16 protein-coding genes are annotated in these 13,212 nt (G+C 62.7%); 5 read left to right on the top strand and 11 right to left on the bottom strand.

Annotated elements, in window-relative coordinates; genetic code table 11:
• Positions 1-139 precede the first annotated feature (139 nt).
• On the bottom strand, positions 140-1,261 hold the full coding sequence (locus NKI38_RS32505; RefSeq protein WP_352664837.1) for a DUF2336 domain-containing protein: 1,122 nt from the start codon (positions 1,259-1,261) through the stop codon (positions 140-142).
• A 153-nt stretch (positions 1,262-1,414) separates the two neighbouring features.
• Between NKI38_RS32505 and NKI38_RS32500 the strand changes: the two genes are divergently transcribed.
• Both NKI38_RS32500 and NKI38_RS32495 read left to right on the top strand, forming a co-directional pair.
• On the top strand, positions 1,415-1,867 hold the full coding sequence (locus NKI38_RS32500) for a MaoC family dehydratase (protein WP_352628089.1): 453 nt from the start codon (positions 1,415-1,417) through the stop codon (positions 1,865-1,867).
• A gap of 3 nt (positions 1,868-1,870) precedes the next feature.
• Positions 1,871-2,752: an HpcH/HpaI aldolase/citrate lyase family protein gene (locus NKI38_RS32495; protein WP_352664835.1), complete on the top strand. Its 882-nt coding sequence runs from the start codon at positions 1,871-1,873 to the stop codon at positions 2,750-2,752.
• A 12-nt stretch (positions 2,753-2,764) separates the two neighbouring features.
• Here NKI38_RS32495 and NKI38_RS32490 read toward each other — a convergent pair whose 3' ends face one another.
• The gene (locus NKI38_RS32490; protein WP_352664833.1) at positions 2,765-3,439 is read right to left on the bottom strand and encodes a methyltransferase family protein; all 675 of its coding nucleotides are present in this window, start codon (positions 3,437-3,439) and stop codon (positions 2,765-2,767) included.
• A gap of 148 nt (positions 3,440-3,587) precedes the next feature.
• Between NKI38_RS32490 and NKI38_RS32485 the strand changes: the two genes are divergently transcribed.
• Positions 3,588-4,307, top strand: a complete 720-nt coding sequence (locus NKI38_RS32485; RefSeq protein ID WP_352664831.1) for a TetR/AcrR family transcriptional regulator — start codon at positions 3,588-3,590, stop codon at positions 4,305-4,307.
• Between the two features lie 4 nt (positions 4,308-4,311).
• On the opposite strand, the gene NKI38_RS32480 is transcribed toward NKI38_RS32485, so the two are convergent.
• On the bottom strand, positions 4,312-4,920 hold the full coding sequence (locus NKI38_RS32480; protein WP_352664829.1) for a flavin reductase family protein: 609 nt from the start codon (positions 4,918-4,920) through the stop codon (positions 4,312-4,314).
• Positions 4,921-5,505, bottom strand: coding sequence for a nitroreductase family protein (locus tag NKI38_RS32475; RefSeq protein ID WP_352664827.1), 585 nt, complete (start codon positions 5,503-5,505; stop codon positions 4,921-4,923).
• A 158-nt stretch (positions 5,506-5,663) separates the two neighbouring features.
• Between NKI38_RS32475 and NKI38_RS32470 the strand changes: the two genes are divergently transcribed.
• A complete protein-coding gene (locus NKI38_RS32470) occupies positions 5,664-6,626 on the top strand; it encodes an RgsD C-terminal domain-containing protein (RefSeq protein ID WP_352664825.1) in 963 nt (320 codons plus the stop codon).
• A 34-nt stretch (positions 6,627-6,660) separates the two neighbouring features.
• Here the strand turns inward: NKI38_RS32470 and NKI38_RS32465 are convergent, their stop codons facing one another.
• The 7 genes from NKI38_RS32465 to NKI38_RS32435 form a co-directional block, all read right to left on the bottom strand.
• Positions 6,661-6,975: a type II toxin-antitoxin system RelE/ParE family toxin gene (locus NKI38_RS32465; protein ID WP_352664823.1), complete on the bottom strand. Its 315-nt coding sequence runs from the start codon at positions 6,973-6,975 to the stop codon at positions 6,661-6,663.
• Positions 6,965-7,240 carry a type II toxin-antitoxin system ParD family antitoxin gene (locus tag NKI38_RS32460; RefSeq protein ID WP_352628081.1) on the bottom strand — a complete coding sequence of 92 codons (276 nt, stop codon included), beginning with the start codon at positions 7,238-7,240 and terminating at the stop codon, positions 6,965-6,967. The genes NKI38_RS32465 and NKI38_RS32460 overlap by 11 nt, the downstream gene beginning before the upstream one ends.
• A 108-nt stretch (positions 7,241-7,348) precedes the next feature.
• Positions 7,349-8,287, bottom strand: a complete 939-nt coding sequence (locus tag NKI38_RS32455) for a lysophospholipid acyltransferase family protein (protein ID WP_352664821.1) — start codon at positions 8,285-8,287, stop codon at positions 7,349-7,351.
• Between the two features lie 83 nt (positions 8,288-8,370).
• Positions 8,371-10,347 (bottom strand): threonine--tRNA ligase, encoded by a 1,977-nt coding sequence (thrS, locus tag NKI38_RS32450; RefSeq protein ID WP_352664839.1) that lies wholly within the window; start codon positions 10,345-10,347, stop codon positions 8,371-8,373.
• Between the two features lie 178 nt (positions 10,348-10,525).
• Complete coding sequence (gene blaOXA / locus NKI38_RS32445) at positions 10,526-11,353, bottom strand: class D beta-lactamase (RefSeq protein WP_352664819.1); 828 nt, start codon at positions 11,351-11,353, stop codon at positions 10,526-10,528.
• A gap of 137 nt (positions 11,354-11,490) precedes the next feature.
• Positions 11,491-11,865, bottom strand: a complete 375-nt coding sequence (gene yidD / locus NKI38_RS32440) for a membrane protein insertion efficiency factor YidD (protein ID WP_352664817.1) — start codon at positions 11,863-11,865, stop codon at positions 11,491-11,493.
• Positions 11,866-11,950: 85 nt separating this feature from the next.
• Positions 11,951-12,109 (bottom strand): hypothetical protein, encoded by a 159-nt coding sequence (locus NKI38_RS32435; RefSeq protein WP_352664815.1) that lies wholly within the window; start codon positions 12,107-12,109, stop codon positions 11,951-11,953.
• 91 nt (positions 12,110-12,200) lie between these two features.
• Between NKI38_RS32435 and NKI38_RS32430 the strand changes: the two genes are divergently transcribed.
• On the top strand, positions 12,201-13,106 hold the full coding sequence (locus NKI38_RS32430; protein ID WP_352664813.1) for a LysR substrate-binding domain-containing protein: 906 nt from the start codon (positions 12,201-12,203) through the stop codon (positions 13,104-13,106).
• The last annotated feature ends 106 nt before the right edge of the window (positions 13,107-13,212 follow it).

The raw sequence follows: 13,212 nt of genomic DNA, 5'->3' as shown, positions 1-13,212 counted from the left end.
AGGCCGGACATATGAGCGCAAGCGATCCGATCAAATCATCATGCCAAACACTTGCAAGCAGGGGGCCGTCCACATATGAGCACCGGAAGCGCAGGGAACCGTCATTCGCAGGCCGGCATCACCTGAATATCGATACACTTTAGGCGGCGGCGATCGCCAGCGCATGGCCCCGCGCGTTCTCGCGCAGTGCGTCGAGATGGATCGACTTGACCAGCGCGGCCAGATCGCCTTCCGTCGACTGTCCACCCACTTCCTTGAGCATCAGCCAGCTGACCTCTTGGACACCGGCGACGCGCTTGCCGTTGGCGACCTCGCGCCAGATCTTCAGCGCGCGCAGGATGATGGCGTGCGTGGCGGCGGCGAGGCCGGCGCTGCGGAACAACGCCTGCAAGGCGACATCGTGCCCGCCGGCAAGTAGCGCCCTCACCCTTTGTTCGGACTGCTGGCTGAGCGCGACCAGCGCCGAGCCGAAGAAATCGACCTTGCCATGCGCGATGGTGCGGATGAGGAAGCTGGCGGTGAGATCGCCGCGCAGCCTGAGATGCTCGATCAGTGCCGCGTGTTCTTCCTGGCGCGTACCCTCGATCAGCGTCACCGAAGCCTTGACGCAAGCGTCACGCATGACCCGGTCGGCGCGCGCCGCGCCCATCAACGCCATCACTAGCGGCGACGTTTTCAGCATTTCGCCGAGCTTGACCAGCAGCATATGCCGGCAGGCGGCAGGCAGGCGGGCGTCCGATATCAGCGCCTCGCGTACCAGGGGAATATGGCCGTGGCGCTCCGCCATGCGGCGGAAGCTGAGCGAGGCAATGCCGGCGCCGCTGTTGGCGAGCAGCACGGCACAGGCTTCAGCCTCGCCGATCTCGGCGATGGCCGCCGACAGCGCCATCGAGACGAACGGCCGGTCGGCGATCAATTTCTGCGTCGCCTTCGGACTTGAGGCCACGCAGTTGATCAGATCGGCGTCGGTGAGCAGCGGCGAGCGTGCCAGCACCACGCCGGCGACTTCCGGCTGGTCGGAGGCCAGCACGCTGATGATCTGCAGCGGCGCGTGGTGGCTCATGGACAGCGCCTCGGCCATCGCCAGACGCACCTTCGACGAGGCATCGTCGAGCAGCAGCGTCAGCGCAGCCTCGGCGGCGCAACGGTCCTCGAAAGGCAATTCGGAATTGATATAGGCCCGGGCCAAAGCACTGGCCGCGGCTGCGCGCTCCGACACCCTGGCCGTGTAGATCCACTTCAGGAAATGCGAAACAACCATGCCCGTCTGCTTACGCCCCTTGCCAGAAGGTCTCTGGCCCCGACCAGGACCGTAGGCAGAAATGGTTTACGAACGGTTCACCATGTTCATTAACTGGCTTGCGAGCACTGGATGCAGCGCATATCAACCGTCAGGTAGTGGAGGCGAGAGAAAATGGCCGGGCTTTATCTCCAGGAGTTCGTTGTCGGCCAGGTCTTCCAGCACACGCTGCGCAAGACTGTCACCGAAAGCGACAACATGCTGTTTTCGGTGATGACGCTGAACCCGCAGCCGCTGCATATCGACTTCGATTTTGCCGCCAAGAGCGAATGGGGCAAGCCGCTGGTCAACTCGCTGTTCACGCTCGGGCTGATGATCGGCATTTCGGTCAATGACATCACCGTCGGCACCACGGTGGCCAATCTCGGAATGAAGGAAACCGTGTTTCCGCACCCGGTCTTCCATGGCGACACCATCCGGGTCGAGACAACGGTCATCTCGGTGCGCGAGTCCAGGTCGAAACCCGATCGCGGCATCGTCGAATTCGAGCATCGCGCCTACAACCAGCATGGCGACCTCGTCGCCAAATGCACGCGGCAAGCGATGATGCTGAAGAAGGCGGCCTGACGCATGCGTTCTTTGCTGTTCGTCCCCGGGGATTCCGAGAGGAAGCTGCAAAAAGGGTTTGGTGCCGGCGCCGATGTGGTCATCGTCGACCTGGAAGATTCCGTGGCGCCGCATAACAAGGCGCTGGCGCGCGAGGTGGCGGCGCGCTTCATCGTCGAGCGCAGGGCGCAAACCGGCTCGGCGATCTATGTCAGGGTCAACGATCTGTCGACCGGGCTGACCGATGACGATCTGGCGGCGTTGGTGCCGGCAAGACCCGATGGCGTCATGCTGCCCAAGTCGAACAGCGGCCAGGATGTGCAACATTTGTCGGCAAAGCTCAGGGTGCACGAGGCCGAAAATGGCCTGGCCGATGGTGTGATCAGGATCCTGCCGATCATCACGGAAACGCCTGCGGGCGTGCTGGCGGCGGCGACCTATGGTGGGACGAGCGCACGGCTTGCCGGTCTCACCTGGGGTGCGGAAGACCTGTCGGCGGCGATCGGCGCGCGCACGGCCCGCGACGAGCGCGGCCGCTACACGGACGTGTTCCGTCACGCTCGCACAGCGACCATCCTTGCGGCCGGGGCCGCGGAGGTCGCGGCGATCGACACCGTCTTTCCGAATTTTCGCGACATGGCCGCCTTCGAAGCGGAATGCGCCGAGGCCGAACGCGACGGTTTCACCGGCAAGATGGCGATCCACCCCGACCAGGTACCCGTCATCAACGCCGCCTTCACGCCGTCGGTCGAGGCCGTGAGACAATCGGCGGCGATCGTCGCCGCATTCCAGGCGGCCGGAAATCCAGGCGTCGTCGGCATCGACGGCAAGATGTACGACAGACCGCATCTGCGGCTGGCCGAGCGGCTTCTGGCGCGGGCCAAGGCGGCAGGTATTTCCGCCTGAGCGCCTGAATCGCTACCAGACCAGCGGAATCAGGCGGTAGCGAACATGGGCCGCATAGTCGTCATGGCCTCGCAGGCCGGTGCGCAGCGTGCTTTCCTCAATGAATGTGCGGGCAGCCAGAAGAATGATGAAGACGATCACCGATGCCAGCCCCCACCACGAGCCGAGCAAGAGTGCCGTGCCGGCAAAGAAGAGAATAGCGCCGGCATACATAGGATGCCGTACGTAGCTGTAGGGACCCGTGGTGATCACGCGCTGGCCGCGCTCGTCCTGGATCTTCACGACGGGCGCCGCGAAACTGTTCTCCAGCATCGTCAGGTGGCAGATCCAGATTCCCAGCAGCAGGATCGTCGCGCCAATCACCTGCATCCAGACGGGAACCACCGACCAGCCGAAACGGACGTCGAAGCCCATCAGGGCCTGCCAACCGAAGATAGCGGCCAGCAGTATGGTCAACAGCACCTTGTCGGCCGCGGTTTGATTCTTCTGGATGGGAGGGCTCAGCCGCTCATTCATCAGGCCGGGATCGCGCCGGGCCAGCGCCACGCCCATGGTGAGGCTAAGTCCCACCATTACCACCAGAAACACCCAGGCTCCCGGCCAGTGCAGCGTGCCGGCCGACAGGAAGAGCAAGGCGCCCATGACGCCGAACCACGCAAATGTCTGAAGAATCAACTTCGAGATCATGACAAAACCTTCCGCGACATGCCCCACCGATTGGCCACTCTAGACCACTGGTCTATTATACCGACCGATGGTCTGCCATTCAAGCCGGCAGGCCAACGATTGCCGCGCATCTGGACGAGAGCGGCCATCGCGTGCAGAAGGTTTCGTCATGCCCCGTGTCATCAAGCATCCCGAGCTCAGGCGAGAAGAACTTCTGGATCATGCTCAGGCACTTTTCCTGACGCAGGGCTACGACAAGGCGAGCCTGAACGACGTCATCGCCGCCGCCGGCGTCTCGAAGGGCGCCTTCTATCACTACTTCGCCTCCAAGGACGCTCTTCTGCTGGCGCTGGCCGAGCGATTCGCGAGACAGGCACTGGCTGGCGTCCAGGACATATTCGACGATCCCGGTCTCGATCCGCTCGGCCGCCTGAACAGCCTGCTGGCCCAGTCGCGGCGCGCCAAGATCGACACTGCTCCGGAAGCCTGGGCTCTTTTTGAGACGCTGTTTCGGCCGGAGAATCTGGTGCTTTTCCACCGCATCAACCTGGCGGCCAGCGCGTCTTTTTCGCCCTTGCTGGTCAAGATCATCAGGCAAGGCATCGAAGACGGCACCTTCAGGACATTCGACCCGGAGGGCGTCGCCGATATCGTCATGCAGTTCGGCATGGCCACGCACGACATCATTGCCAAGGCATTCGCCGGCGGCAGCGACGCCGACATGGACGTCGCCATAGAGGTCCTGGAGAAACGCGTCAGGCTCTACGAGATCGCTCTCGACCGCATACTTGGCCTCCCTGATGGAAGCATTCGCATCGGCGAACCCGGCTACGTGCGCGCCGTCATGACAGCCCGGCGGAGGACAAGCGCTGACAAGGCGCGGGCCTAGGCGTCTAATCCTTGTCCCAGCGCGGCCGGCGCATCGAAAATACCTCGTCGACGCTGGCATACTCCATATAGCCGAGGCGAGCGACGTTGCCTGCCTTGGTAATGTCGAACAGACCGTCTGTCAGGAAGGTATCGTCGATGTATACGCCGACCACTTCACCGGCGACGACGACAGCGCTTGTCGGCGATCCGTCCAGCGCCTTTGGCCGAAACACCTCCGTCACCCGGCTTTCTTGCGGGCCGGGCGCCGCCCCAAGGGGGGGGTGCGCGACCAGGCGCGACGGCGCCATGGCAAGGTCGGCATAGACGAATTCATTGACGCCGCGCGGTGCATTGACCGATGTGCGGTTCATCTTCTCCGCAAGATCGCGGCTGACGAGATTGGCGACGAACTCGCCGGTCTCCTGGGCAAAGGAAGCGCTATCCTTCTCGCCCTCGGAGGAGAACCAGACGATGAACGGCCGCGTCGAAACGGCATTGAAGAAGGAGTATGGTGCGAGATTGATCTCACCAGCCCCGTTCAGTGTCGAAATCCAACCGATCGGACGCGGCGCCACGATCGCCTTCGATGGATCGTGCGGCAGGCCGTGGCCCTTTGACGGCTCATAGAACATTCAGCCGTTCCATGGTCCCGAATAATCGGCATAGAGCCTCGCCGGATCAGGTCGTGGCCGCTCCGGCGCCGGCCCCTCATAGGAGCCGACATGGATGAAGCCGACGACGCGCTCGTGCGGCGCCAGCCCGAGCAGCGCCCTGCCCTCCGGCACATCCGAATACCAGTTGCTGATCATATTGGTGCCATAACCCAGCGCATTGGCTGCCATCATCAGGTTCATCGCCGCCATGCCGCCCGACAGGAACATTTCCCATTGCGGTATTTTTGGATTCTCCCTGGGGATCGACACCACGCCGATCACCAGCGGCGCGCGCGAGAACCGCGCCAGTTCCTGATTACGGCGGCCTTCCGGCAAGGGTCCCTCCCGCTGCTCGGCAAGCGCGGCCAGTTGTCTGCCGATCTCGATACGAGCATCGCCACGATAGAGGATAAAGCGCCAAGGCTCCAATCGGCCATGGTCGGGCACCCGCGAGGCGGCAGTGATCATCGTCGCGATCTCCGCATCGCTCGGCGCCGGCTCCTTCAAATCAGGGATCGGCGCGGAGTTTCGGGTCAGCAGGAAATCGATGATTGGCGACGCCATGGGCGCAAATCTCCTAAACATTCTGTTTTGAGCTGAAGCGCACCATCGGGAATTCGGGGCGGCTCGGGCATTGGCGCGGAATACGCCGGACGGAAGAGTCGTATCGATCGGACTCTTAAGCCTTGAAATTGCCACCGCCATGGGCTTCAACGCAAGGCATGTTTGAGGGGACTGTCCGTCTTTTACTGGTCTGGTTCGGCGCCCTGCTGTTCATGGCGCCGGTTTCGTTCGCCTTGGCACAGAATTTGGACGGCGTAAGCGACCTGAAGCTTCCGGGAATCTCGAGCTATGCGACGCCGAAAGGCGAGACGTCATTGGCGCTGAGCGGCGGCGGCGCCATCACACTCTCCGCCCAGCTGACCGACAAGGGTTCCGACATCACGCGCGGCATCGTCTGGCGGGTCTTCAAGCCCGAAGCCGTTAACGGCAAATTGCCGATGGTCGCCTCCGCCCATGGTGGCACCGCCGTCTTCCAGCTCGAGCCCGGCAGCTATCTGGTTCACGCCTCCTATGGCAGGGCCGGCGCCACCAAGCGCATCACCGTCAGCAAGGACGCCAAGCGCGAGAGCCTCGTGCTCGACGCCGGCGGCCTCAAGCTCGACGCCGTGCTGTCCGGCGGCGTGCGCATCCCGCCCAAGAAGCTGCGCTTTTCGATCTACGAGGGCACAGCCGAGGCCAATGGCGACCGCGCGCTGATCATTCCCGATGTCGAGCCCAACAGCGTCGTGCGGCTCAACGCCGGCATCTACCATGTCGTCTCGACCTATGGCGCGGTCAACGCGGTCATCCGCTCCGACATCCGCGTCGAGGCAGGCAAGCTGACCGAAGCCACTGTCGAGCACCACGCCGCCGAGATCACGATGAAGCTGGTGCGCGAGACCGGTGGCGAGGCGATCGCCGACACCTCCTGGTCGCTGCTCAACGAATCCGGCGATCCGATCAAGGAAACCGTCGGCGCCTTCGCCTCGATGGTGCTGGCCGAGGGCGACTACACCATCATCGCCAAGAACCGCGACCGCATCTATCAGAAGGATTTTACGGTCGTGGCCGGGCAGAACCAGGAGATTGAGGTTCTGGCCACCGAGGCCGCGGCGATGGACCCTGAGGAAGGCGCGGACTAGACCTGACTGCGGTTCGCAATCCCTACCGGAGGAATCAGGTGTCAGCTTCATCCTCTGAACTGGCCGGATAATCCTGTCCTCCATAGAGCACACGCAGTATGACCACGGTGTCACCGTTGACCCGGAAAACGATCGACACGCGGCGTTCAAAACCGACGATGCGGACGCCGGGGCCAACAGCGTCGCGCACGGTCCCGCGCTCCGGGAAGGTGGACAGTGCCATGCACGCGGCCTCTATGCGGTCGACATAGTCGCCGGCACGCCGACGCCCGCTGTCGTTTTCGATGTAGCTGTAGATGGCGAAGAGATCGGCTTGAGCCGCCGGCCTGAAGACGACCTTATGCGTCACGCTTAGCGGCCTTCATGCGGTCCGCATGATGGGCGCGCAGCGCTTTGAAGACGTCTTCTGCGGGGATGTCCGGGCGCGGGTCGTCAAGGGCTTCTTGGACCTTGGCGCGCATGACAGCGGTGATGATCTGCTCCTCGCGATCGAGGGCGCGCAGCGCCGCCCGCATGACCTCGCTGGCGGAGTCGTAGGCGCCCGACGCCAGGCGTGCGTCGACGCTGCTCTGCTGGCGGCCGAGGGTCACGGTGATTGGTTTGCTGGTTCTCATGGCAAGTTCGTTCCTTGCCTCCTTATAGCACCGCAACGTTACAGTGTCATACTATTTTCTGAACGGACGGTCGAGTCTCGACCCCTCGTGAGCCGGACCGTTGTCGCCTCAAGCCGCTAGCTTGGTCCGCGCCGGCAGGAACGGAAGCCGGCGGCGCGTCACGACTGGAGCGAGGTCGAACACGCCGCGATAAAGGCGGTCGAGCAAGGCCTTGCGGTCGCGCAACGGCTCCAGTTCGCTCCAGCTCAGCACCTCGCCGACACGCACGACGATCGCCTTGCCGGACAGCCGCGCGAATTCGTGGATGAGCAGCGACGTGCGCAATGTCAGCGACGCCTTTCCGACGAACTTCGCTACCCGACCGTCGCGTTCGGCCATGTTCATCGGCCCACTGACCAGATGGAACAGCCTGCCGTTCTGTCCGGAAAAATGCATCGGGATGACCGACGCTTTTGCCTCCTGAATGAGACGCGCCGGAAACATCTTCCACGGCAGGTCGCGCGCCCGGCCAAAGCCTTTTGGCGCGGTGGCGACGCCACCGGCCGGAAACACCACGATGGTGACGCCTTCCTTGAGCAGCCGCACCGCCTCGTGGCGCACGGCCATGTTGTTCTTCAGCGCGTCCTTGGTCTCCGAAAAGTCGATCGGCAGCGAGTATGGCTCCATCTCGCGGATCTTGAGCAGGTCCTTGTGGATCATCACCCGGAACGGCCGCCCAAGTTGCTCGGCCAGCGACAGCACGGCAATGCCGTCACCAATGCCGAACGGATGATTGGCGACGATCACCAGCGGCGTATCCGGCAACTGTGCGGGCGGCCATTGGTCTGATGTCCGCACCCGGACGTCGATCAGGTCGAGCATGCGGCTGAACACGCGTTCGCCGGTCGGAACGACCTGGCGGCGCCAGAAATCGTAAAGCGCGGTGTAACGGTCGCGGCCCGACAGGCCTTCGACCGATTGAATGAACCAGCGCGTCAGCGCCGGCTGGCGCGGATTGGCATAGGAAAGCTCGGGAAAGGGTCGTTCGCGCAATTTCAGCTTGGGCATAGGGGTTCGTTACAAGGTCGGCGTGACAGGGATATGAAAATGGCGGTGGGTCACCCCACCGCCATTTGGTCAAACTATGCCGATCAGGCCGCGCGTTTGCGCTTGCGGTCGGGTGTAACAGCCTCGTCGGTCAGTTTCGCGATCGCCTGGTCAAGGCCAAGCGATTCCTGGTCGCGTGAGCCCAACCTGCGCATGTTGACCGTCTGCTCTTCCGCCTCGCGCTTGCCGCAGACCAGGATGACCGGAACCTTGGCCAGCGAGTGTTCGCGGACCTTGTAGTTGATCTTCTCGTTGCGCAAATCCGCTTCCGCCAACAGGCCGGCGGCCTTCAGCTTTGCCACCACCTCGGTCGCATAGCCGTCGGCATCCGAGGTGATCGTCGCCACCACCACCTGCAGCGGCGCGAACCAGAGCGGGAAATGGCCGGAATAGTTCTCGATCAGGATGCCGAGGAAGCGCTCCATCGAGCCACAGATGGCTCGGTGCACCATCACCGGCTGCTTCTTCTCCGAATCCGAGCCGATATAGAAGGCGCCGAATCGCTCCGGCAGGTTGAAATCGACCTGCGTCGTGCCGCACTGCCATTCGCGGCCGATGGCGTCCTTCAGCACATATTCGAATTTCGGCCCGTAGAAGGCGCCCTCACCCGGATTGATCGAGGTCTTGATGCGATTGCCGGATCGCGTCCTGATCGTCTCCAGCACGCTGCCCATGATCGCCTCGGCGTGGTCCCATGCTTCGTCGGTGCCGACGCGCTTGTCCGGCCGTGTCGACAGCTTGACGCTGATCTCGTCAAAACCGAAGTCGGCATAGGTCGACAGAATCAGGTCGTTGATGCGCAGGCACTCCGACGCCAGCTGCTCCTCGGTGCAGAAGATATGCGCATCGTCCTGCGTGAAGCCGCGCACGCGCATAAGCCCGTGCAACGCGCCCGACGGCTCGTAGCGATGCACATTGCCAAATTCTGCAAGTTTTACGGGCAGATCGCGATAAGACTTCAACCCATGCTTGAAAATCTGCACATGACCAGGGCAGTTCATCGGCTTCAGCGCGAAGACACGATCGTCGTCGGTATCGTCGCCGGCGACAGTCACCTTGAACATGGCGTCGCGATACCAGCCCCAGTGGCCTGACGTCTCCCACAGGCTCTTGTCGAGCACCTGCGGTGCGTTGACCTCCTGATAGCCCTGCTCGTCGAGGCGGCGGCGCATGTAATTGACCAAGTTCTGGAACATCTTCCAGCCCTTGGCATGCCAGAAGACGACGCCAGGCCCCTCTTCCTGGAAATGGAACAGGTCCATCTCGCGGCCAATCTTCCTGTGGTCGCGCTTCTCGGCCTCCTCCAGCATCATCTGGTAGGCTTCAAGCTGGGCCTGGTCGGCCCAGGCCGTGCCATAGATGCGCGTCAGCATCGGGTTGTTCGAGTCGCCGCGCCAATAGGCACCGGCCACCTTCATAAGCTTGAAGGCATTGCCGATCTGGCCGGTTGAGGCCATGTGCGGTCCGCGACAGAGGTCGAACCAATCGCCCTGCGCGTAGATCTTGAGATCCTGATCCTCGGGAATGGCGTCGATCAGCTCCAGCTTGTAGCGCTCGCCCTTGTCGGCAAAGACTTTTTTTGCCTTGTCGCGCGACCAGACGTCCTTGGTGAACGGCTTGTTGCGCGCGATGATCTCGCGCATCTTCTTCTCGATCACCGGAAAGTCGTCTGGCGTGAACGGCTCGTTGCGGGCGAAATCGTAATAGAAGCCGTTCTCGATCACTGGCCCGATGGTCACCTGCGTTCCCGGCCACAGTTCCTGCACGGCTTCCGCCAGCACGTGCGCGGTGTCGTGGCGGATCAGTTCCAGCGCGCGCGGATCGTCGCGGGTGACGATCTCGACCTTGCCGGACTTGCCGAGCGGATCACTGAGGTCGCGCACGGTCCCGTCGATGGCGTAGGCGACGGCCTTCTTGGCGAGCGATTTCGAGATCGATTCGGCGAGGCCAGCACCGGTCATCGCCGCGTCGTATTCGCGGACGGAGCCATCGGGAAATGTCAGGGAAACGGAATTCAGCATCATGTATCTCCTATCCAGTCCCGCAAACGAGCGCGGGTGGTTAAAATGCATGTCGCCCAAAAGTGTATGGCGGTTTTGGGGTTACGACATGCATCGATGGAAGCCGGATGCGTCCGGCAGCGGCTGTCTTTTATGGACAGATTCCGCCGCCGTAAAGCCCGGCTCAGGCATCAGGCCTTCATTTAATGAGCAGCGGCAGATCCTTCAGGAACGCGGTCCGCGTCTTGAGGCCTTTGGGCATATCGGCGCGGTTGGTATCGACGACCAGCCGCGCAAAGACGATCTGGCGGCCGTCCTTGTTCGCCCAGCCGACGAACCAGCCGAGCGAGCGCTTGTCCCTGATCTTGTCGGCATCGTTAGCCAGCCTGGTGCTGCCGGTCTTGCCCTGCACCGTCCAGCCCCCGGCCTGGAATGTCGGGATGATGGCGTTGGTCATGTCATAGGCTTTGGCCGAGACGGGCAGCTTGCGGGTCAGAAGCTTGCGCAGGAAATCGACCTGCTCGACCGGTGTGATCTTCAGGGAAGAATTCACCCAGGACTGGATCAGGCCATCATTCTTGCCGGGGTTGCCGGAAACATCGGCGTTGCCATAGTCGAATTTCGAGACATAACCGGCAAAACTCTGCGACCCAAGCCGGCGGGTGATTTCCCTTGAGAACCACAGGATCGAATCCCGCTCCCAGGTCACCGGATCGACGGTCTTCCGATCTCGCTTCACCGCGTTGAATTCCGGCTTGTAGTCCCAGCTCGGCGTGTGCTCGTCGCTCAGGATTCCGCTGTCGTAACCGATCAGTGACAGCGGCACCTTGAACGTCGACGCCGGGCTGAACCGCTGATCGCAAACCCCATCCTGGTAGAGCGTCTTGCCGCTCGCCGCATCGGCGATCAGCGTGCATTCGATGTCCTTCAGCGGCGCCGATTGCGCACGCAACGGAAATCCCAGCAGCCAGGCGAGCAGGAAAAGGATCCCGGCAAAGATGAAGGGAAGACGGTCGAAATTACGCATTTTCTGCTCGCTCCAGAAGGGGGGTTCGCGAGCGGCTTAGCGAGGTCTCTTGTCTCGATTTTGTCTCAAATGCGCAGTCTTTGTGCAGGCTTGCGTTAACCCTACCGGATCGTAAACGCGCGGTGCCGCCGGCTCGATCACCCCTGCGCTTCGCCGGGCTTGCTGCCGATCCGCCAGTAGCGCCATGGCGTGAACCAGACATAGCGCTCAGCCAAGGTTTCCGGCACGCGGTCGATGCCATGCGTGCCGAAAGGCCCACAGCGCAGCACGCGGAAAAATCCCATCCAACCGCCGGCCCACAGGCCGTGGCGGGCGATCGCCTCATGCGCGTATTCGGAACAGGTCGGCAGATGCCGGCAGGAATTGCCGACGAAGCCCGACAGCGTCAGCTGGTAAAGGCGCACGAGCGACGTGCCGAGGAGACGCCCCGGCGTCTTGCGCCACGGACCGGGCCAGTTGCGGCCGCTCTTTGGCGGTCCGGCGATATGCGCATGCCCATGCTGGTCGCGCACCACAGTCTCCGTATCGCGTTTCCTAGGCGATAGATGTGGGCTTCCACTGGAGAACGCAATCCCGTTCCTTGCGCGCCTGCCGCCGTCACGGACAGAAACGGCGAAACGGCTGCCTGTCAGCCGAAGGCGCCCGGCGGCCAGAACTGGCCGGTTCTTGGCGGCACTTTTCATGCTGCCTTTCGTCACGCCATTGAAACGTTGCGATCCGCATGACATCGCCAAAGATGCTCAGCAACTGGATCATGTTTGTGTCTCCTTTGACGCGATTTGACCGCCGCTGGCCTTCGCCTTCAAACGAGTATAATTTCCACTTCGGATAATCCTGGGTTATGCGAATGAAGCGCGGACGCCTGCCGCTAACGGCATTGAGGAGCTTCGAGGCGGCCGGGCGGCATCTGAGCTTCAGCCGGGCCGCCGAGGAGCTTTTCGTCTCGCAGGCGGCGATCAGCCGGCAGATCCGCGAGCTCGAGATCTTCCTGCGCCAGCCCTTGTTCGAACGTCACCATCGTCGCGTCGAACTGACCGACACCGGCCGGCGTCTGCTGGATCAGCTCGTCAGAAGTTTTGACGCCATCGATACCTTGCTTGGGGAACTGGTGGCGACGCCGGCACAGTCCGTGGCTCGCGTCAGCGTTGAACCATCCCTTGCCTCAGTGTGGCTGGTGCCCCGGCTCAACCGGTTTCGCCAATTGCGTCCCGATATCGATATCTCTCTCGAAGTCGATCCAAGGCTGATCGAGTTCCGCAGCGATCAGCCCGAACTTGCCCTGCGCTTCAGCGCGCATGCCAACTCCTGGCCGCGCAGCCAGGCCGAGCGGCTTGCCTCGACAGTCGATTCTCCGGTTCTATCGCCGGCGCTGCTTGCCTCGGGCCCTCCCCTCGAGAGGCCGATAGACCTTGGTCGCTACACGCTTTTGCACGAGGAGAACCGTCAGGGCTGGGCGCGCTGGTTCGAAGCGGCCGGCGTGCCCGCCGACGCCGTGCCCGCGCGCGGCCCCATGCTGGCTGATGCGTCGCTTTCTAAGCAGGCCGCCCTGCTCGGACATGGCGTGGCACTGGGCGATCTCTTGCAGATCGGCGGGGAAATCAAGTCCGGCGCGCTGATCAAGCCGTTCGACATCGACGTCGCATCCGGCGCCTATTGGCTGGTGGCCAGAAGCTTGCGCGATCTCTCGGAGCCTGCCGCCGCGTTTGCCGACTGGGTACGCGGCGAATTTGCCGAAAGCAGACGTGCGCTGTAACCGTCGGCTATCGTGAAGAGTTTCGGGCGCCGGCAGGCGTACGAAAGTCCCCGAGGAAGGAACCCGCGGGCCACAGGCGATGGCTATGGGGATTTCGATTTGCGGC

Origin of the sequence: Mesorhizobium sp. M0621, from assembly GCF_040320745.1 — a bacterium.
GTDB lineage: Bacteria > Pseudomonadota > Alphaproteobacteria > Rhizobiales > Rhizobiaceae > Mesorhizobium.
Note: the sequence above shows the minus strand (reverse complement) of the source record. Positions and strands in the feature narration are given on the sequence as shown.